The organism is Paenochrobactrum pullorum (assembly GCF_041929845.1).
Taxonomy (GTDB): domain Bacteria; phylum Pseudomonadota; class Alphaproteobacteria; order Rhizobiales; family Rhizobiaceae; genus Paenochrobactrum; species Paenochrobactrum pullorum.
Genome location: NZ_JBHEEH010000001.1, coordinates 431346 through 453643, shown reverse-complemented (window position 1 = coordinate 453643; position 22298 = coordinate 431346). Strand labels below are relative to the sequence as shown.

General features: G+C 50.3%; 10 protein-coding genes. 6 read left to right on the top strand and 4 right to left on the bottom strand.

The window, feature by feature from the left end:
* Positions 1–66: 66 nt before the first annotated feature.
* A complete protein-coding gene (polA, locus tag JNC77_RS02190; RefSeq protein ID WP_374829073.1) occupies positions 67–2994 on the bottom strand; it encodes a DNA polymerase I in 2928 nt (975 codons plus the stop codon).
* Between the two features lie 450 nt (positions 2995–3444).
* On the opposite strand from polA, the gene JNC77_RS02185 reads away from it, so the two are divergent.
* From JNC77_RS02185 to JNC77_RS02170, 4 genes are all read left to right on the top strand, one after another.
* Positions 3445–4842, top strand: coding sequence for a M20/M25/M40 family metallo-hydrolase (locus JNC77_RS02185; RefSeq protein WP_374829072.1), 1398 nt, complete (start codon positions 3445–3447; stop codon positions 4840–4842).
* 23 nt (positions 4843–4865) lie between these two features.
* Positions 4866–5483 (top strand): ribonuclease D, encoded by a 618-nt coding sequence (locus tag JNC77_RS02180; protein ID WP_374829071.1) that lies wholly within the window; start codon positions 4866–4868, stop codon positions 5481–5483.
* Positions 5484–5762: 279 nt separating this feature from the next.
* Positions 5763–6455, top strand: coding sequence for an outer membrane protein (locus JNC77_RS02175; RefSeq protein ID WP_374829070.1), 693 nt, complete (start codon positions 5763–5765; stop codon positions 6453–6455).
* A 189-nt stretch (positions 6456–6644) separates the two neighbouring features.
* A complete protein-coding gene (locus tag JNC77_RS02170) occupies positions 6645–8813 on the top strand; it encodes a transglycosylase domain-containing protein (RefSeq protein ID WP_374829069.1) in 2169 nt (722 codons plus the stop codon).
* Positions 8814–8881: 68 nt separating this feature from the next.
* Here the strand turns inward: JNC77_RS02170 and glpK are convergent, their stop codons facing one another.
* Positions 8882–10369: a glycerol kinase GlpK gene (gene glpK, locus JNC77_RS02165; RefSeq protein ID WP_374829068.1), complete on the bottom strand. Its 1488-nt coding sequence runs from the start codon at positions 10367–10369 to the stop codon at positions 8882–8884.
* Between the two features lie 109 nt (positions 10370–10478).
* Here glpK and JNC77_RS02160 point away from each other — a divergent pair, with 109 nt between their 5' ends.
* Both JNC77_RS02160 and JNC77_RS02155 read left to right on the top strand, forming a co-directional pair.
* The gene (locus JNC77_RS02160) at positions 10479–11225 is read left to right on the top strand and encodes an SDR family NAD(P)-dependent oxidoreductase (RefSeq protein WP_374829067.1); all 747 of its coding nucleotides are present in this window, start codon (positions 10479–10481) and stop codon (positions 11223–11225) included.
* Positions 11226–11249: 24 nt separating this feature from the next.
* Positions 11250–12170, top strand: a complete 921-nt coding sequence (locus JNC77_RS02155; protein WP_374829066.1) for a carbohydrate kinase family protein — start codon at positions 11250–11252, stop codon at positions 12168–12170.
* Between the two features lie 20 nt (positions 12171–12190).
* Here the strand turns inward: JNC77_RS02155 and pncB are convergent, their stop codons facing one another.
* Complete coding sequence (gene pncB, locus JNC77_RS02150; RefSeq protein WP_374829065.1) at positions 12191–13495, bottom strand: nicotinate phosphoribosyltransferase; 1305 nt, start codon at positions 13493–13495, stop codon at positions 12191–12193.
* Positions 13496–13608: 113 nt separating this feature from the next.
* Positions 13609–22206: a glycoside hydrolase family 94 protein gene (locus JNC77_RS02145; RefSeq protein ID WP_374829064.1), complete on the bottom strand. Its 8598-nt coding sequence runs from the start codon at positions 22204–22206 to the stop codon at positions 13609–13611.
* Positions 22207–22298 lie beyond the last annotated feature (92 nt).

Here is a 22298-nt window from a genome sequence, read left to right as displayed (position 1 = left end):
TACAGAAAACAAATTGGTTACGTTCTCCCTAAAGGGTACAGCGCCCGTGGTCAACCTTGCTCATGCTTAGTGTGCCTCATCCCAGTTATGCGCTGCACGCGCATCTACCTGTAACGGAACCGAAAGAGACACTGCCGGCATGGCAGCATTTTCCATAATATCGCGGATCACCGGTATGGTTTTTTCTACCTCTTCTTCAGGGGTTTCAAAGATTAATTCGTCGTGCACCTGCAAAAGCATCCGTGCCGACAGACCCACCGCATCAAGAGCATCTTCCATGCGCACCATCGCACGGCGGATAATATCAGCAGCAGAGCCCTGAATTGGCGCATTAATGGCAGCGCGCTCGTTAAAAGCACGGATTTGCGCATTAGACGCTTTAATTTCAGGGTAATGCGCGCGTCGGCCGAAAATGGTTTCGACATAGCCATGTTCACGCGCAAATTCCTTGGTCGCATCCATATAATCACGAATTCCAGGAAAACGCACGAAATAAGTTTTAATATATTGGCTCGCCTCTTCACGCGAAATCGACAATTGATTGGCAAGGCCAAAAGCCGAGATACCATAAATGATGCCGAAATTGATCGCTTTGGCGCGGCGGCGCACTTCAGACGGCATGCCTTCCACCGGCACACCAAACATTTCAGAAGCCGTCATGGCATGAATATCAATACCATCGGCAAAGGCCTGTTTGAGTTGTGCAATATCCGCCACATGGGCAAGCACGCGCAATTCAATCTGGCTATAGTCGGCAGAAATCAGCTTATTGCCTTGCTCAGCCACAAAAGCGGTTCTGATTTTGCGGCCTTCACTGGTGCGCACCGGAATATTCTGCAAATTCGGATCCGATGACGACAAGCGCCCTGTGGTGGTTGCAGCCATCGAATAAGATGTATGCACGCGCTTGGTTTGCGGATTAATAAAGCCCGGCAGCGCATCCGTATAGGTAGATTTTAATTTGGTAAGCTGACGCCAATCAACGATTTTGCGCGGCAACTCATGGCCTTCTGCGGCCAAATCTTCCAATACTTGCGCCGAGGTTGACCATTGGCCGGTTTTGGTTTTTGCGCCACCCGGCAGGTTGAGCTTACCAAACAGTATATCACCAAGCTGTTTTGGTGATGCAATATTGAGCTTTTCACCGGCCAGTTCGTAAATTTCTTCCTCATATCCGGCGGCTGCTTGTGCCAATTCACCTGAAAGACGCGACAATATCTGGCGATCAACGGAAATGCCGCGCTCTTCCATCCGCGCCAGAACAGCAACCAGCGGACGTTCCAGACGTTCATAAACGGAAGTCAGTCCATCAGCAATGAGGCGTGGCTTCAACACCTGCCACAGACGTAAAGTAACATCAGCATCTTCGCCGGCATAGGCGGTGGCTTTTTCCAGATTGACCATATCAAAGGTGACGGCATTTTTGCCAGTGCCGGCAACATCTTTATAGACAATGGTTTTATGACCCAACCAGCGCTCGGCCAGTGCATCCATGCCATGCGCATTGGCACCCGCATCAAGCACATAAGACAGCAACATCGTATCATCAAAAGACACGATATTGACGCCGTAGCGGCGCATGATCAGCCAGTCATATTTCATGTTCTGCGCAATTTTCAGCACAGATTTATCTTCCAAAACCACCTTCAGCGCTTGAATGGCAGCATCGAACGGGATTTGGTTTTCAACCAATCCGCCGCCCAGCAAATCATCCTGACCGGACTTATGTTGCAACGGCACATAACCTACTTTGCCGCTTTCAAGAGCGATAGAAAAACCAATCAGATCAGCCTGCATCGGATCAAGCGAATTGGTTTCGGTGTCAAAGGACATCACGCCTTTTTCAAGCGCTTCATCGAGCCAGCTTTCCAACAATTTTAGATCACGGATACAGGTATAGGATGATGTATCAATCTTTTTCGTCAGTGCTTGACCTATGCGCGACGCCACCAGATCGGACGGCATACCGCCTGCGACCGCTGCGGCAGACCCGGCATTATCTGCATCAGCTGCTGTCACTGCCGTGCCCAAATCCAGATCAGGTCCACGGGCATCCGCGCCCCATTCGGTTTCCACATGACATGGTTCGACCACAGACGCATCCGTATCAGTTGCATCCGCCACACGGCGAACCAATGAGGTAAATTCCATCGCCTTCAGGAAGCTGATCAATTTGGGCCCGTTTTGCGGCTCAAGTACAAAAGCATCCAGATCAACATCCACCGGCACATCGGTGCGTAATGTCACCAGTTCACGCGCAATTTTGGTCTGCTCGGCATAAGCGATAATATTCTCACGGCGCTTATTTTGCTTGATCTCGCCAGCACGCGCCAGCAATGTATCAAGATCGCCATATTCTTCCAAAAGAAGAGCGGCGGTTTTGGGTCCGATTCCCGGAATGCCCGGAATATTATCGGTGCTGTCACCGGTCAATGATTGCAGATCAATCATTTTTTCCGGCGGAACGCCCCATTTTTCAATCACTTCCGGAATAGCAATCTGCTTGTCTTTCATCCCGTCATACATCCACACTTGTGGCGAAACGAGCTGCATCAAATCTTTATCCGACGAAACAATCGTTACATCACCGCCAGCTTGCGTTGCATGGCGGGCATAAGTGGCAATCAGATCATCCGCCTCAAAGCCTTCTTTTTCGATGCAGGGCAGATCGAAAGCGCGCGTTGCCTGACGGATAAGCCCGAATTGCGGGATCAAATCTTCCGGCGGCGCGGTACGATTAGCTTTATATTCCGGATAAATTTCATTGCGGAAGGTTTTCGACGAATAGTCAAAAATCACTGCAAAATGCGTCGGCACCACGCCCAAATCCGTGTCGCGGGCATCTTTTAAAAGCTTCCACAACATGTTGCAGAAACCCGACACCGCGCCAACCGGCAAACCATCAGATTTGCGCGTCAGCGGTGGTAATGCATGGTAAGCCCGGAAAATATAACCCGAACCGTCGATGAGAAATAAATGATCGCCTTTTTTCATGGCTCAAAGTCTTAAAGCAATCTGCCGCGAAAAGAAATAAAACCTTGATAATCTCCATGCCCCATCCACGCATATGATTATTATTTTCAAAAAACACGCAAAAACGACGCTGAAATTTCGTAATTTTGCCCTTGAAAGGACATGATTCCATGGTCAATTCATTTTCATCAACGCACTGTTGATCGTCAGCTTTTCCCCCAACTAAAGCTGACCAAAGCCGTTTCCCCCACCCCTTTCGGGAAATGTGCAACTTGAGAGTATGACCGTTGTGGCCTTCCCCCTCGCCACGACGGTCAGTACATTTACCCATTCCCTTAAAGTCTTAAGACCCGACACGCGCTTTCATCCTTGCAGCACAATGATACGATGCTGTAGTGTGCCTTTACTTCATTTCGCGTCCAAATCTGGTTTAATGTCCAAACCGGATTTTACACCAAGTCAGGCTTAGCAATGTCCACAATCGCTCTCGATCCCGTTTTGTCGCATATTGATACCAGTTTTGACGCCAGCGTCGAACATTTGTTCGATTTGTTGCGCATCAAATCCATTTCCACCGATCCGGCTTTCAAAGCCGATTGCCGCCAAGCCGCCGAGTGGCTGGTCAAAGACCTGCAATCCATCGGCTTTGAGGCAAGTGTTCGTGATACACCGGGGCATCCGATGGTTGTTGCCCATCATGAAGGCCCCTCAAGCGATGCACCACATGTGCTTTTCTACGGCCATTATGATGTGCAGCCTGTTGATCCGCTCAATCTTTGGGAAAATGATCCGTTTGCACCTGCCGTCAAAGATTTGGGCAATGGCCGCAAAATCATGACCGGTCGCGGCACCTCGGACGATAAAGGCCAATTGATGACCTTTGTTGAAGCTTGCCGCGCTTATAAAGCCGTCCATGGCAAATTGCCTGTTAAAGTCACCCTTCTGTTTGAAGGCGAAGAAGAATCCGGTTCACCATCATTGAAGCCGTTTTTGGAGCAAAACAAACAAGAACTGAAAGCCGATTGCGCGCTCGTTTGCGACACCTCGATGTGGGATATCAACACACCGGCTATTTCGGTAGGCTTACGCGGTCTTGTAGGCACGGAAGTTACCATTTTTGCAGCTGACCGCGACCTTCATTCCGGCTTTTTCGGTGGCGCTGCGGCCAACCCTATCCATATTTTGAGCAAGATCATTGCCGATATTCATGATGAAAACGGCCATATCACTATTCCTGGCTTTTATGACGGCGTTGAAGAAACTCCATCACAAATCCTGCAATCATGGGACAATCTCGGTCGCACAGCTGAAAATTTCTTAGGTCCTATTGGTCTTTCCCAGCCAAGTGGCGAAAAAGGCCGCAGTATTCTGGAGCTGACATGGGCGCGCCCGACTGCCGAAGTCAACGGCATCACCGGCGGCTACACAGGCGACGGCTTCAAAACCGTTATTGCTGCTCAAGCTTCTGCCAAAATCTCATTCCGCCTTGTACATAAACAAGATCCGGAAAAAATCCGCGCCGCTTTCCATCAGTTTGTTCTCGACAGATTGCCAACCGATTGCCGCGCAGAATTTTCCGATCACGGCGGCTCACCTGCCATTCAACTGCCTTACGATTCCTCCCTCGTCAACAAAGCTAAAGACGCATTGTCCGACGAATGGCCAAATCCGGCAGCTCTCATCGCTATGGGCGGCTCCATTCCAATCGTTGGCGATTTCAACACTTATCTGGGCATGGAATCGCTGCTCGTCGGCTTCGGCCTTGAAGACGACCGTATCCACTCACCAAACGAAAAATACGAAATCACTTCCTTCCATAAGGGGCAGCGCTCATGGGCTCGCATTCTAAACGCCCTGGCACAAAAATAATCCCCGCAAAGAAACGGCATGCAATGACTATTCGCTTTCACAAAAACGATCTGCCTGATTTAAGCAATTATCAGGTGGATTCCGTTGCCATCGACACCGAAACACTGGGACTTAATCCACTGCGCGACCGCCTATGCGTGGTGCAGATTTCGCCCGGTGACGGTACTGCCGACATCATCCAGATTGAAAAGGGGCAAAAACAGGCACCGAACCTGATGAAACTTTTGAGCGATGACAACATCACCAAAATTTTCCACTTCGGCCGTTTTGATATTGCTGTTCTTTATCACACATTCGGCGTGATGCCGCTGCCGGTTTTCTGCACCAAAATTGCTTCAAAACTGACCCGCACCTATACAGACCGCCACGGCCTGAAGGAAATTTGCGGCGAGCTGCTGGATGTTTCGATTTCCAAGCAACAGCAGTCATCGGATTGGGCGGCAGAAACCCTGTCGCAAGCTCAGTTGGAATATGCAGCCTCGGATGTGCTTTATCTGCACCGCCTCAAAACCATTCTTGAGCAGAGACTGGAACGCGATGGCCGTAAAAACCAAGCCGCAGAATGCTTCAAATTTCTGCCGACCCGCGCAGAACTTGATCTGATGGGCTGGGATGAGCAGGATATTTTCTCGCACGCCTGATTTATCTGCATCTCAATTCAAATAGAATCAGCAAAAGGTGACAGTGCGAAAGCTTTGTCGCCTTTTTCATTTTAATATTTTATTCCATCAAACCTATATTTCCAATAATACTTATTTTATTAAAAATAAACAAATATTCATTCATATAAATCAAATATAATAATATATTAAAAGCAACAATCCATGATGTGTTACTTTAATACTACATACATATACAGGTTATCATGAGACGATGTCTTCATTATCTACCCTATACATTATTTCACAATTGAGGTTTTCATGAAAAAATTACTTATAGCATCTACACTTGCATTAACCACTGCCAATTATGCTCAGGCAGCCGATGCCATTATGCATCACGAAATCGTGCCCGTTATTGACTACGGACACTCTTGGACAGGCGCTTATTTAGGCTTCCAGACTGGTTATCAGAATGGCAGCTTCAAAGAACGCTTTGACGGTCAGCATCACACGCGCAACAGTTCCGACGGAGTGTTAGGTGGAATTTATGGCGGTTATAACTTTGAATTCTGGAATAATATGATTCTCGGTATTGATGCAGATTTAACCTACAATAGCGCGCGCCAAAACCTGATCTATACTGCGGTTATCGATTCCACTACATCACAAGATTTCAATCATGAAAGCAAGCTGGAATGGTCAGGTGCTGTACGCGCACGTCTTGGCTTTGCGATGGATCGCTGGATGCCCTACCTCGCCGGTGGTATTGCCTTCGCTCAAGTAAAAAATTCGCTTTATGACACAAACTTCAATTATCAAGACGCTAACTCCACCATGACCGGTTGGACAGCTGGTGTAGGTGTTGATTACGCACTTGCCAGCAATACAGCACTGCGCCTTGAATATCGCCACACAGATTATGGCCGCAAAACCTTTGCCATTGATAATTTTGAATACAAAACCAAGCTTAAAACCGACGAGGTTCGCATCGGGGTTGCCTATCGCTTCTAAGGCGTGATCATATTCACGTTCCTTGAAGTCTGCTCTGACCAATGCCTCCATGGTCAGGGCAGGTTTCACTCATTACCAATCAAGCGGGGCAAACAATAAATCCGGTTACAATCTTTACCCCCCTTTAAACCGCCGCATTTATCATACAGAGCAGACAAAAATTATTAGCCGGACAGAATCTGATCACGTATGTCGTCACGCAAAAATAACAACAATCGCATTGAGCCGAGCTTTGGTGGTTCAAAACAAAAAAATGGCCATGATGATTTTCGTGCTGACGAAAGTGATCGCACATCTGGCAGACGCACGCCGCAACCGAAACAAAAAGGCAAACGCTCAAAGAAAAAGCCTGCCGGCTTTTGGGGCAGATTGCGCCGGTTGATTTACTGGTTAATGGTTCTTGGCCTTTGGGGCGCCATCGGTTTTGCCGGTGTACTGGTTTATTTTGCCGCTAAAATGCCACCGACAACTGATTGGGAAATTCCTGACCGTCCACCAAATGTCAAAATTCTCGATGCCAACGGCAATCTGATCGCCAATCGCGGTACAACGGGTGGTGAATCTGTAGGCTTACATGAAATGTCGCCTTATATTCCGCAAGCCGTTGTCGCCATTGAGGACAGACGTTTTTACTCCCATTTCGGTATTGATCCGATTGGCCTTGCTCGTGCAGTGGTAACCAACATCACCAAGGGGCGCGCAGCACAGGGCGGCTCCACCCTGACCCAGCAGTTGGCTAAAAACCTGTTTCTTTCACCTGAGCGCACCATCGAGCGTAAGGTGCAGGAAGTCATGCTCGCTTTATGGCTTGAGCATAAATATACCAAAGACCAGATTTTGGAGATGTATCTCAACCGCGTTTATCTGGGTTCCGGTGCTTTTGGTGTCGATGCCGCTTCAAGGCGTTATTTCGACAAATCCGCCCGTGATGTCACGCTTATTGAAGCAGCTACTCTGGCTGGCCTTTTAAAAGCCCCTTCCCGTCTCTCGCCTGCACGTGACCCGCAAGCTGCCTCCGACCGTGCCAAACTGGTGCTGGCCGCCATGCGTGAACAAGGCATGATCAACGATACCGATAAAGCCATTGCTGAAAGCGAGCCGCCAACACGCGCCGCCAGCTATTGGCAAGGTTCGGAAAACTATGCCGCAGACCGTATTGTCGGTTCATTGAAAAGTCTGATCGGCGATGTGCATGACGACATCACGGTTCAAACCACCATCGACATGAACCTGCAACATACGGGCGAGGAAATCATTCGTGATCTGATTTCGCAAAACAAAGACAAAATGCAGGTTTCACAAGGCGCACTTGTCTCCATTGATGCAACAGGCGCTGTGCGCGCCTGGATTGGTGGCTATGATTACGCTGCCAGCCAGTTTGACCGCGCAAGTGACGCCCGTCGTCAGCCCGCTTCTGCATTTAAACCTTTTGTCTATCTGACCGCTCTTGAACAAGGACGCACACCGGATTCCGTTCGCAATGATGCACCGATCCGCATCGGTAAATGGACACCGGGCAATGACAGCGGTAAATATATGGGTGAAGTGACACTTGCCACCGCCCTTTCCCATTCGCTCAACTCCGTTTCGGCGCAATTGGTGATGGAAGTCGGCCCGCAAGCGGTCATTGATACAGCCCATCGTCTCGGCATCCAATCGAAGCTTGCCGACAATGCTTCGCTGGCACTTGGCACCTCCGAAGTATCCTTGGTGGAACTCACCGATGCTTATGTGCCATTTGCCAATGGCGGCTATAGTGCGCCTCCCTTTATGATTGAAAAAGTTACAACCAATGACGGCACCGTGCTTTATCAACGTGACAATATTTTAGGCCCACGCGTTATTGATGAACGCAATATCGGCATGATGAACGCGATGCTCAGCCGTACCGTTGAAGACGGTACCGCCAAGCGCGCGCAATTCGGTTGGCCTGCTGCGGGTAAAACCGGTACCGGACAAAACTTCCGCGATGCATGGTTTGTCGGCTATACTTCAAACCTTACCACCGGTGTTTGGTTTGGCAATGATGACGGTAAATCGATGAAGCGTGTTTTCGGCTCCACTTTGCCGGTGACCGCATGGAAAAGCTTCATGACCGCCGCGCATAAAGGCGTGCCGATTACACCGCTTCCCGGCTCCTATCATATCGAAAATATCGTACCGGGCGGAAGCGATAATATGCCCGATATTGATGCGCCATTCGGCAGTTATGACGGCCAGAATGTGCCACAGGATGATGATGGCTATTGGCCACCAGCACCTGAAACCACACAGCCAAATGCCGCTATTGATGACAACGCACCGGCACAACCGGCAAATAAACCAACCACATTGCTCGATATCATTATGGGCAATTAAAATAGCAACCTATAAAAAAAACAAAGACTGCGCCCATCAGGACGCAGCCTTTTTTATGCGCTGAACAATTAGCGGGACAAAGTGCGCGACAACGCATCTTTCCAGCCCGAAATCTTACGCGTCCGCTCCATCTGATCCATTTTAGGCTCAAAACGACGCTCAAGCGCCCATGTTTGGGAAAACTCATCAGCACCGGCCCAAAGACCAGCCTTGGAACCGGCAAGCCATGCCGCACCCAATGCTGTTGTTTCCAGAATTTCAGGGCGATCCACCTCGACATTGAGAATATCGGCCAGACGCTGCATGGTCCAATTCGAAGCCACCATGCCGCCATCGACACGAAGCACGGTTTGCGAAGCATTTTGCCAGTCTTTTTGCATCGCCTGCAATAAATCAGCGGTTTGATAGGCAACCGATTCCAGTGCAGCGCGGCAAAATTCGGCGGGGCCTGTATTGCGTGTCAAACCATATATCGCACCACGCGCATCCGCATCCCAATGCGGCGCACCAAGGCCAACAAAAGCCGGAACCAGATAAACATCCTGATGCGGATCAGCATCATCTGCAAGCTTGCCCGACTGATCGGCGCTTTCAATAATTCTCAAACCATCGCGTAACCATTGCACTGCCGCACCGGCAATAAAAATTGACCCTTCCAGTGCATAAGCGACTTTGCCGTTCAAACGATAAGCAATCGTGGTCAAAAGCCGGTTCTTTGAGCGCACAATATCTTCGCCGGTATTAATCAGTGCAAAACAACCAGTGCCATAGGTTGATTTAACCATACCTGGTTGAAAACAAGCTTGCCCCATCAAAGCGGCATGCTGATCGCCCGCAACACCAAGGATTGGGATTTCCGCTCCTAAAATTTCGGCGCTTGTGACGCCAAAATTATCAGCGCAATCTTTTACCTCCGGCAGCATTGCCTGCGGAATATCAAATAGCTTTAACAGCTCGTCATCCCAAGTCTGCTCAGCAATATTGAACAGCTGCGTGCGCGAGGCATTGGTGGCGTCGGTCGCATGAACTTGCCCCCCCGTCAGTCGCCAGATTAAAAAACAATCAATAGTGCCAAATAGTAATTCGCCTTTTTCGGCGCGCACTCTGGCATTGCGGACATTATCTAAAATCCAGCGGATTTTGCTTGCCGAAAAATATGGATCAAGCAACAAACCCGTTTTGGAAACCACCATCTCCTCGTGGTCGCTATCGCGCAATTGCGAGCAAAACAAAGCAGTTCGCCTGTCTTGCCAGACAATCGCATTATAAAGTGGGCGACCGGTATGTTTGTCCCAAACAACCACAGTTTCGCGCTGATTGGTTATGCCGATGGCAGCAACTTGACCGGCCTCTATATGCGCGTTGCGGATGGCTTGACGGCTTGTTTCCACAACGGTGCGCCAGATATCCTCCGGATCGTGCTCGACCCAGCCGGATTGTGGAAAATGCTGTTCAAATTCTTCCTGTCCCACACCAACAACGCGCCGCCTTTGATTGAACACAATACTGCGTGTTGATGTTGTTCCCTGATCAATTGCCAATATAAATTTTTGCATATGGCCTCCATAAAGAATGCCAAACTACGGATTAACGGTGAGATGATCAATAAGTCTACTCGAATTCCTTTAATCAATAGGTTATTCAAGGTTGAACAGTGAGGCAATTATGAGTGAATCAGAGCGTAAAACTCTTGTATTGACCGGCGCCAGCCGAGGTATCGGCCATGCTACCGTCAAACGTTTTTCCAAAGCCGGATGGCGGGTTATCACCTGCTCGCGGCAGGATTTTTCCGAAAATTGCCCGTGGCCTGCGGGGCCTGAAGACCATATCAAAATTGATCTGGCCGATGCAGAAGATATCGGGCGCGGAATTGGCGAAATTCGTCGACGCCTTGAGGCGCAAGGAAGCCGGTTGCATGCACTCGTCAACAATGCCGGTATATCGCCCAAAGCCGAAGGCGGGCGCCGTCTCAACTCGCTGGAAACCCCGATGCAGATTTGGCGTGATGTCTTTCAGGTCAATTTCATGGCTCCGATCATGTTGGGACGCGGCCTTTTTAAAGAATTGGAAGCGGCACAAGGTTCCATCGTCAACGTAACCTCTATTGCCGGAAGCCGTGTGCATCCTTTTGCCGGCACCGCCTATTCCACCTCCAAAGCAGCGCTTGCAGCCCTCACCCGCGAGATGGCTTCGGATTTCGGTCCGCACGGCATTCGTGTTAATGCAATTGCACCGGGTGAAATTGAAACATCCATTCTCTCGCCCGGTACCGAAAAGCTGGTAGACCAGCTGCCATTACGCCGTTTGGGCCAGACCTCGGAAGTTGCCGAAACAATTTATTATTTGTGCTCCGAAGCCTCGTCTTATGTCACCGGCTCTGAAATCCACATTAACGGCGGACAACACGTCTGATTATTTATAAAACAGGGGGACAACATGATCCTGTGCTGCGGCGAAGCTTTGATTGACATGATTGTGGAGATTAATGAAGCTGGCGAACCCGTTTTCAAGCCTCATGCGGGTGGTGCAATTTTCAATAGCGCCGTTGCCATTGGCCGCCTTGGTGCGCCTTCCGGCTTGCTCACCGGCCTCTCATCCGATTTTTTCGGTGACGTGTTGCGTGGCACCATGGCCGCATCCAATGTCAGTGACAAATACGCTATTCCATCCGACCGCCCGACAACACTTGCCTTCGTCCGCCTTGTCAATGGTCAGGCATCCTATGCTTTTTATGATGAAAATACCGCAACCCGCCTGCTGCATATCGATGATATTCCAGCTTTGGATGACGCTGTGTCGGCCTTGCTTTTTGGCGGCATCAGCCTGATTTCCGAACCATGCGGCAGCACTTTTGAAGCGCTGATGATGCGGGAAAAAACCAAACGGGTCATTATGCTTGACCCCAATATCCGCGCCAATTTCGTTCAAGACCGCGACGCCTACCTGTCGCGTCTCAACCGTATGATCAAACATGCCGACATCATCAAATTATCGGATGAAGATTTAGGCTGGTTTGCCAGCGAAGACAATCAAGATGCCAAGATTGATGAATGGCTTGCCCAAGGCGTGAGACTTATTATCATTACCCGCGGCGCCAATGGTGCGGATGCTTATACACCGCATGGCAAATTATGCGTGGCTGCGCAAAAAGTGAATGTCGTTGATACAGTCGGTGCCGGTGACACCGTCAATGCCGGTATTTTAGCAAGCCTCCACAGCCAGCAGCTTTTAAACAAGCAAGCTGTTGCGAAACTCTCCGACATGGCCATTTTGCAAGCTCTGCGCCTTGGTATTAATGCGGCATCAGTGACGATTTCCCGTGCAGGAGCCAATCCACCTTGGGCGCATGAGCTTTAACAATCAGCTGTGCGGGATCATTAAACCCGCACCAGATGGTCGCTGCGCTCTTCGTTGCCGAAGAATTTAATATAGCGCTCCACTTCTGCCGGATCGCCGGTGGCCTTCTGGATATTGTCCGACAATTTTACTGCCGGACGGCCATTGGCATCAATCACTTTGCAAACCAGCGAAATGGCTTTCAAACCATCAATGCTGTTTGGCGCGCATCCGGCAAAATCATTGGTTAGGTTCGTGCCCCAACCAAAGCTCATCCGCACGCGATCTTTAAAATGGTGGTAGGTTTCTTCAATCGTATCCACATCCAAAGCATCGGAAAAAATCAACATTTTCTCACGCGGGTCTTTGCCGTGTTCTTTCCACCATTGAATAATACGCTCACCACCTTCAATCGGCGGAGCGCTGTCAGGACGGAAACCTGTCCAATCCGCCACCCAATCAGGTGCATCGTGCAAAAATGCAGCCGTACCGAATGCATCCGGCAGCACAATTAAAAGATTGCCGCCATAATAGCGGTTCCAGTCCTGTAAGACGCGGTAAGGAGCGGTACGTAGTTCTTCATCCGTATTAGCAAGGGCTGCAAGCACCATCGGCAATTCATGCGCGTTGGTGCCAAGCGCTTCCAGATCGGTATCCATCGCCAGCAACACATTGCTGGTGCCGGTGAAAGAATCGCCGATACCTTCTTTCAAAGCTTCCACACACCAGCGCTGCCACAGGAAAGAATGGCGGCGGCGGGTACCGAAATCCGATACTTTCAGGTCCGGCAATTCACGTAACCGCTCGACCTTGCTCCACATTTTAGCTTTCGCACGGGCATAAAGCACATCAAGTGCGAAAGGCCCTAAATTCTTCATCGCGGCGCGCGAGCGCATTTCATTGATGATGGCAAGGGCCGGAATTTCCCACATGGTGGTGTGTGACCAAGGCCCGTGGAAATTGAGCTCATACTGACCATCACGGCGGATCAGCTCATATTCCGGCAGTTGGAAATCCTGCAGCCAATGCAGAAATTCCGGCTGGAAAATCTGCTTGCGGCCATAAAATGTATTACCGGCCAGCCAGATCATTTCCTTCTTTGAAATGCGCAACGTGCGGGCATGGTCTAGCTGAGCGCGTAATTCGCCTTCATCAATCTCGTCAGCCAAACGCACGGTTTTGGTACGGTTGATCAGCGAAAAAGTTGCATCAACTTTCGGATAGAGCCCCCAGATCATTTGCAGCATAAGCAGTTTATAAAAATCCGTATCCAGCAGACTGCGGACGATCGGATCCAGCTTCCATGCATGGTTATAAACACGCCGGGCAATATCTGTTCTGGCCATAACGGCTCCCATTCCACTTAACAATTTGGCTAAGCATTACGCTTAGCCAATAAACGAAAACCTGCAATAAAAAAGGCGGGATACTACCCGCCTTTTCAATCATTTCAGCTTAATTACAGAAGCTCAAGCAAAATTTCATGGTTGCCATCTTCAGCAATCGTGATGCTTTCCATGGATTGGGCTAGTTTTTTACCGTCAACCATTACTGTTCGCGCCTTGGCACCGCGTTTCACCACCACATGATAATGCGCTTTGCCAAAGTGCAGATCGGCTTCAAAACCATCCCATTCCGGTGGCAAACAAGGCTCGATAAAGAGCTGATCACCACGGCGTTTAAGCCCCAAAATGCCTTCTGTAGCAACACGGAAGAACCAACCGGCGGAGCCTGTATACCATGTCCAGCCGCCCTGTCCGCGTCGCGGCTCCACCGAGTAAATATCAGCGGCAATCACATAAGGCTCGACGCGGTAGATCTCAGGTTCTGCCCCGTGATTGACCGGATTGATCATCGAGAACAGCTGATAGGCTTCTTTAGCCTTACCCATTTTGGTCAGTGCCAGAATGGCCCATGTCGCACCATGGGTATATTGGCCGCCATTTTCACGCACACCCGGCGGATAGCCTTTAATATAACCCGGCTGTTGCTCGGTCTTGTTAAATGGCGGCGTAAAGAGACGTAGCAACCCGCCCTCATCATCCAACAGGTGCTCATGCAGCGATTGCATTGCCTGTTCTGCACGTTCATCAGAAGCCGTGCCCGACAAAACGCCCCATGATTGCGCGATCGCATCAATTGAGCATTCGTCACTCTCTTTCGAGCCAAGCAAAGCGCCATTGTCGTAGAAGCCACGGCGATACCATGCACCGTCCCAGCCATCACGCTCCAAGGCTTGTGAGAGGCTTTCCAGATGTGCACCCCACTCTTTCACACGAATTTGGTCGTTACGGCTTTGGGCAATCGGCAGCATTTGTTTGAGTGTATAGCTCAAGAACCAGCCAAGCCAGACGCTTTCGCCACGCCCTTCAACGCCAACAAGGTTCATGCCGTCATTCCAGTCGCCCCCCAACATCAATGGCAAACCATGCTGGCCGGTGCGTTTGATGGCAAGATCAAGCGCCAAGGCACAATGCTCATAGACACTCACCGTGTGCTCGGTGATTTCCGGCTGATAGAAGGCATCATGCTGGCCTTCTTCAAGCACCGCCCCTTTTAAGAAAGGTATCTGTTCATCCAACACAGCCGTATCGCCGGTGGTTTCCACATAAAGCGACGCTGCATAACCTAGCCAGACGACATCATCGGAAATCAATGTTCTGACGCCTGCACCCGTTTCCGGTAGCCACCAATGCTGCACGTCACCTTCTTCAAATTGACGCGATGCAACATTGATCAACTGCGTACGTGCCAAGCTTGGGTCAAGCAGCAACAGCGACAGGCTATCTTGCAACTGATCACGGAAACCATAGGCACCACTGGCCTGATAGAAAGCAGCACGTGCCCAGATACGGCAGGCTAGGCTTTGATATGGCAGCCAACCATTGACCATCACGTCAAAGGACTGATCAGGCGTTTTGACCTGTACCGGTTTAAAGAATTCTTTCCATTGGTTGCGGCAAGCTTGCAATGCGGCGTCAAAATCAACGCCTCTGATATCTTCAAGCAATGCGCTTGCCGATGCCTCATCTTTCTCGTCACCAAGATAGAAGATGATTTCTTTGGTCTCGCCGGCTTTCAATTCAAAATTAAAAGCTAAAGCGGCACAAGGATCGCGCCCGGCTTCAACAATATTGGAAAGTGCCTGCGCTTTCATCACGGCATCCGGCATTTCCACCGAACCGGTATGGCCGATAAATTCGGAACGGTCGGAGGTGACGGATTGCGGCTTTTGCGACATGGCGAAAAACGCAACCTGCTTTGAGCGGTCAGTGTGATAAGGATTGCGTGCCAGAAGAGCATGCAAATCTGGCCGGTAAGACGGCACAATAAATGGCGCATTTTTGGCGCGTTTATTGCCAAGAACCCATTCGGCATAGGCATAATTGCGTAAACGACGCGTGGTTTTGCCCTTATTCGTAACAGTCAGACGTGATAAGCGCACCGGTCTTTCCGGATCAACAATATGGGTCAGTTCCAGCGCCACATCGCCGTGGTTTGCCGAGAATGTGCTGAAACCATGCCCGTGACGCGCCTGATAAGTGACTGCCGCATCACGCACCACACCAGCCGTTGGCGCAAAGCTTTTGCCGCTCTCCAGATCAACCAGATAGATTGCCTCTCCACTGCGGTTAGTAACGGGATCATTCGCCCAAGGGGTCAGCTGATAATCGCGGCTGTTGCCAGCCCAAGTAAAGCCTGCCCCTTCCACTGAGACATGGAAACCAAAATCCGGATTGGCGATGACGTTAATCCACGGATGCGGTGTCACCATATGACCGTTGAGACGCACGACATAAGCGCCCTCACTGTCAAAGCCGCCATAGCCGTTCCAGAAGGATAGATCACTTCCATCCGGTGCCGGATAGGTCTGGCGCGGTGCAGGAATTGGCAGTGCGGGAGCTTTTTTGCTGCTATCTTTATCGGCGGCCGCTTCTTCTTTTTCACCATAACCGATGACTGCCAGTCCGGCTGTCTCGGACACTTTTAACGGCTTAGCGTCACGTAAAGCAGCCAAATCGCCCGACAATTCATCACTACGGCGCAATTGCTCCGCCAGCGAACCATTTTGCGCGTGCATCACAATGCGAGCCGATGCCAGCAAAGTATTGTATGTTTCCGCACTCATCTGATCGCGGCGAACCGAGAAAATATGTGCCCGCATTTCATGGCTGCGCGCGCGGAAACCTTCCAAAATCCAGTCAATCGCGCGCTGGGTATCCTGAGCGTAAGAGAAGGCACGCTCATTGACTACCACCACATCAACAATCAAGCCTTTGCTTAGCCAATATTCGTGCGCTTTCAATAGACCACGCAGCACATCGAGATCAGCTTCATTGTCAATTCTGAGCGCAAAAATCGGGTAGTCACCAGAAATCGATGCCGGCCACAAGTCTGATTGTTTGCCAAGGCCCGAAGCGATAGTTTCCGGCGGCTGACGTAAAGTACGATCCGGATAGGTCAGATAAGATGCAATCTTTTGGCACTCGACGGCTTCTGCAGATTTCATGCCGATATGATAGAGCTGTACCTGCGAACGTGTCCATGAGAGCGAATATTCACGCACAAAGCTTTCGGAGAAATTGTGCTGTGCGACAGCTTCTTCCAGAGAGGCACGTGTTTCGGCAGCCAATGTCCAGAAGACAAGGCTGACTTTTTTATGCGCCGGTACACGCACCCTCGTGCGCACCGATGCGATCGGATCAAGCACACAGCCCTGCGAACCTGTCAGATGCGAGCCCACATCAAAAGCTGCCGGATTGCGTAAATTACGGCCACGGCCAATAAAGGCGCGACGGTCGGTTTCAGCTTCCACTTCACGCGCCGCACCCGACATATCGGTGACGAAATGCGCCACATGCATATCCGGATCGGATGGTGCACGTTTGCGACGGCTCGCATAAATGGTCGTGCCGTTACCGGCGATTTCCGTCTCCACGAACATTTTTGCAAAAGCCGGATGCGCCGTATCATTATCTTCATTGTTCAGCACCAATTCCGCATAAGATGTCACATCCAGCACACGGTCTCGCGAGCTGGTATTGATGATATCAATGCGGCGGCCTTCACCGTCAGTTTCAGAGGTGACAATCACTTCCACAACGGTTTTGATATCACCGGCCGTTTTATAAAACTCGGCCTTGTCCTCGGTAAAGACCGTCTTGGCGAGCTCATGGGTCGAGCGTGTCGGCTCACCGGTGGCAGACCACCATGCACCACTTTCCACATCTTTAAGGAAAATGAATGTGCCCTGCATATCTTCCGATGCATCCGGCTGGAAACGCGTCACCATCAGATTATGCCAACGGCTATAGCCCGAACCATTGGCGGTGAGCATCAGCGAATATTGACCATTGGACATCAGGTGTGTGCTGCGCGGAGCTTTGAGTGGTTTTTCAATAATCCGCATCGGCGCATCATCAAAACCACCGGCATCCACACGCATCGGGTTTTCTGTCTTGGCATAAACCATCGGAATTTCGCGCGGGGCTTTTTCCTGCAACAGCAATTCGGCCGCTTCAATCACCGGATCACTATGAAAACGCTCGCGCATACGACCTTCAAAAATCACATTATTGACCGCGATAATCGCCATGCCGTGATGGTGGGCATAGTAGTTCTGCACTACAGCATATTCCTGCCCCTCACGTACCCGTGACGGGGTAAAGTCAACGGAATCATAGAAACCATAGCGGCCAAGCGCACCAAGTTTGTCCAAACGCTTGAGATTTTGCACCGCAGCTGCAGGCTGATATTGCGAAGCCAATAAGCTAGCATAAGGGGCAATCACCGCATTGCGCGACAGGCCGCGTTGTAAGCCCAGTGTCGGCACACCAAAGTTTGAATATTGATAATTCATATGCGCATCACGGGCATTGAAGGCTGCCTCCGAGATACCCCAAGGAAGTCCGCGCGAGGTGGCATATTCAATCTGGCGCTGCACTACCAGCTTGTTGGTTTGATCAAGCATCGAGCCGAGCGGTTCTGACATCACCAAAGGCGGCATCAGATATTCAAACATCGAGCCCGACCAGGAAAGCAAGGCGCCTTTCCAGCCGACTGGCACCAGCAGACGGCCTAAGCGGAACCAATGCTCCACCGGAACATCGCCCTTGGCAATGGCAAAGAGACTGGCAAGACGCGCTTCGGATGCAAGCAGATCGTAGCAGCTTTCATCCAGCTCGTTTTCCTGCACGCGGAAACCAATCGACAGCAAGCGGCGTTCTTTACGCTCAAGGAAACCGAACTGCATATCAAAGGCAAGCTGGCGCGAACGGGTGGAAAGATCACTCAATATTTGACGTAAACTATCGGTATTATGTTCACCGATCGCATCATCAGTGTGCGCCTTACAGGTTTTGATTAAAACCTGTGCCCAATATTTGGCCTCAGCGCTCTGCAGTGTTTCCACCTCCGTATCAAGCTCTGTCATCAGACGATGAATATCATTGGCAAAAAGCGACAGATTGATGGTACGGAAAGAAGCGGTTTCCGGTTCTTTCTTGATCGTCTGCACTGCACGGCGGAAATTGGCAATGCGCTCTTCCAAACGTCGGCGCAATGGGCGCAATATACGTCTGTCATCAGGAATTTTGACAATTTCCTGCTCCAGCACGTCGTTGACGTCCAGAAGACCATTAAGATCGGCCTGCAAATAGACCGAAGGTGCTTCTGACCATTCTTCCAAAGCGGATGAAAGGGTGACCAGATGACCGGCGAGATTGCCGCTATCCACTGCCGACACATAAAGTGGCTGCAATGGATTAAGCGTATCGGTCTCATACCAGTTATAAAGATGGCCTTGATATTTCTCCATTTTTTCCAAAGTATCGACGGTTGCAGACAAACGTCTGATCGTCTCGTCAAAGCCGATCCAGCCGAAATCACGCGCCGCCACGACGGACAACACATAAACACCGATATTGGTTGGCGATGTACGTTGTGCCACCAAAGGCGCCGGATCTTCCTGAAAATTATCCGGTGGCAGATGATTGTTATCTGCATTGGCAAATTCATCAAAGAAGCGCCAAGTCCGACGGGCAAAGCGGCGTAAATCCCCTTTATCCGAGGAACGCACTTCCAATGTATCTTGCGGTTTGGCCGAACGGCTGACCAGCCATGCAATCAGCGGCGAAGCAAACCAAACCACAAAAAATGGCAACGCAATAAGCACGGATTTCGTGCCCACCGATAAAGGAGCGAGCAGAGCCACAACAGCAATCGCCATAGCCGGCCACATCAGCCATGCATAATAAGACAATGTATCAGGTGAAGATTTCGCCTGAGCGGCGGTGTGCCATTCCAGCAAATCACGTTTTGACACAAACAAACGATAAAGCGTGCGGATAATCGCATCAGCCATCAAGAATGCCGAATGAGCAAGGAAGGATGTGCGCAATGCTACATCCGCAGTACCTAGGCCGATGTCGGTCAGAATGGATTGCGCATGGCCTTTCAAAGAATAATCCATACTGACCGGAATGAGATTGGTAACGATGGAAAAAGTCGGTGCGATAAAAATCGACAACAGCAGAAAGAACTGCCAAACAGCAGCAGCGCCGACCGGCAGAACGACCCAACCCGAGACGGAAGCCAGAAGCCACAAGACCGGATTGAGCGAACGACGTAAATTATCCACCATCTTCCAGCGGGTGATCGCATTGATACCGCTTTTCATTGAGAAGAGATAAGGCAGCAACTGCCAGTCACCACGCGCCCAGCGATGGTGGCGCGACACGTCAACATTATAGCCGGTCGGGTAATCTTCCACCACTTCCACATCGCTGACCAGCGCTGCACGGGCATAACCGCCTTCGAGTAGATCATGGCTGAGAATAGTGTTTTCTTTTATCCGGTCTTTCATCACCGCTTCAAAAGCGTCGATGTCATAAAGGCCTTTACCGGTAAAGGTGCCCTCACCCAGCAAATCCTGATAAGTGTCGGAGACCGCAAACACATAAGGATCAATACCACGATTGGCAGAGAAAACGCGCTGCAGGAAAGAGGCATCGTCACCGGTGGTCAGGGATGGTGTCACGCGCGGTTGCATAATGCCGTAACCGCGCACCACACGACGTGTTTCCGGATCAATGACCGGACAATTGAGCGGATGGCTCATTTTACCGGCAAGATAGGTCACCGCTTCCGGTGTCAGACGCGTATCAGCATCCAATGTCATTACAAAGCGAATACCGGCCGGCAGTTTTTCATCCGGCGGGAAGAAGCTCGTATCGCGATCACCGCGCAAGAGCAGATTGAGCTCATGCAGTTTGCCGCGCTTGCGCTCCCATCCCATCCAGCAACCTTGCTTGTTATTATATAAACGACGGCGATGTAAAACAAAGAAGCGCGGTGCATCAATTGCACCATATTGCACGTTCAAACGGGCAATTTCTTGCTGCGCATAGTCATAAATTTCCATATCCGCAGGTGTAACTTCAACCTCTGCATCCAGCCAATCACTGACCAGTGCAAAATATACCTCACCGCGCGGATTGGTCAGATAATGCACTTCCAAATTACGGATCTGCTCATCAACAGTATCGCGTGAATTGATCAGCGTCGGAACAGCCACCAAAGTGCGCGCTTCTTCCGGCAAGCCATCTTTATATTCATAACCGATCAAGCGTGTTGGCTGTAAAAACCACGGAACCAAAGAGTTAACCAGCGAATAACTCGCTTCCATCGCCGGAAACAATGCCAATATGACAAACAAAAACTGCAACTCGCCCGGCAACCCCAGACGGCTCATGCAATATTCCACCAGCCATAAAAGCAACCCGGTGAGAATTGCTGTCGGCAGGAACAAGCCCCAAAGACCGAGACCACGATAAAACCGTTCAAAACGCACAGAAAAAGGAATATTATAGCTGCAGATTTCCTCCAGCTTTTTTCGTCCGTCACCAGCTAAATAATAGGCGATCGCACCTGTACCTTTGGCAGCATCATGACCGGCAGCCTCTGCCGCTTCACCATCTTCCGCCAATCTCAATGCAGCATGGGTGATTTCCACCTCGCTCATTTTAGAGCGACGTGCCAACTTTTCAATGGTCACACGATAAGCATTGCGTGAGCGGAAATCCAATCGCTCGAAATCGCATTTCTCACGCAAAATCGCATCAACAACACTGACTGTTTCAAACCATGACGGCCAATCAATATCGTCAATCGCTTTGAGGCTGCGAATAAGATTACCCATCGTTACGCCACCGCTGGACTGACGGGCATGTTCTTCGACAATGGCATCTTCGCTATCGGTACCAACACGCTTCAATTCGGCTTCAAGCCATGACGTGGAGGGCCCCGTATCGGTTGGTGCACTGCGCAAGCGATACAGCAAATGAGTGGTGAAGGTGCTGTCGGCTACCACCGGCTGAATATGTGCCAATACAGCGTTCAGTTCATCATCATTTTTAACGACAATGATTTCATCAGCTGCACGGTTGGCAAGATTGCGCATATTGCGTGCGCGCTCGACACGCAGCGCAAGCCGGCGTGCATTTTCAATCAGCACATAACGGATGGCGGAAGGAAGCGCCCAAAGCTCCCCGATACGCAACGGCTCTACAGTTTGAAAACCCTGCACCAGCGCAGTCAGTGTTTTCAGTGAAAAGTTACTGTCGATATGGCCGACATAAAGCCAGGCAAGTGCAAAAATACGCGGCATCGTCTGCACAGACGGATAGACCGGCAACTGCCGCATAAAGCGCGGCGGTAAATCACGGCGCACCTGCTGGATATTTTTATCGATCAAATAATGGTTATCAAGTAGCCACTGTGCGGCAGGTGTAATGGTTTCACCCGCACGTGCTGCCGCATCTGACGAGCGATAGGCATGCAGAATAAATTTTGCGTTTTCTGATAATCTTTTGTCAAAAGCGAACTGCTCATAACCCGATAAAGCCAGCGCTTCGCCGCGTGCCACAGAGGCTGCGATCTGCTGCAATTCTTCCGGTGTTTTATAATTTAACCGCACCGGTGCGGGCTGTTCAGGGGGCAGGATCATCTGATCGTTGGAAGAAAACATCGAAGACAGCGAAGAAGACAATTTGGGCATATGCCTTGGCAGCCTTTCAGGTAGAAATCATCAGATGCATATTGAGAAAAGCTTGGAAGGATTTTTCAAAATCAATATGCGGTGGATCTAAA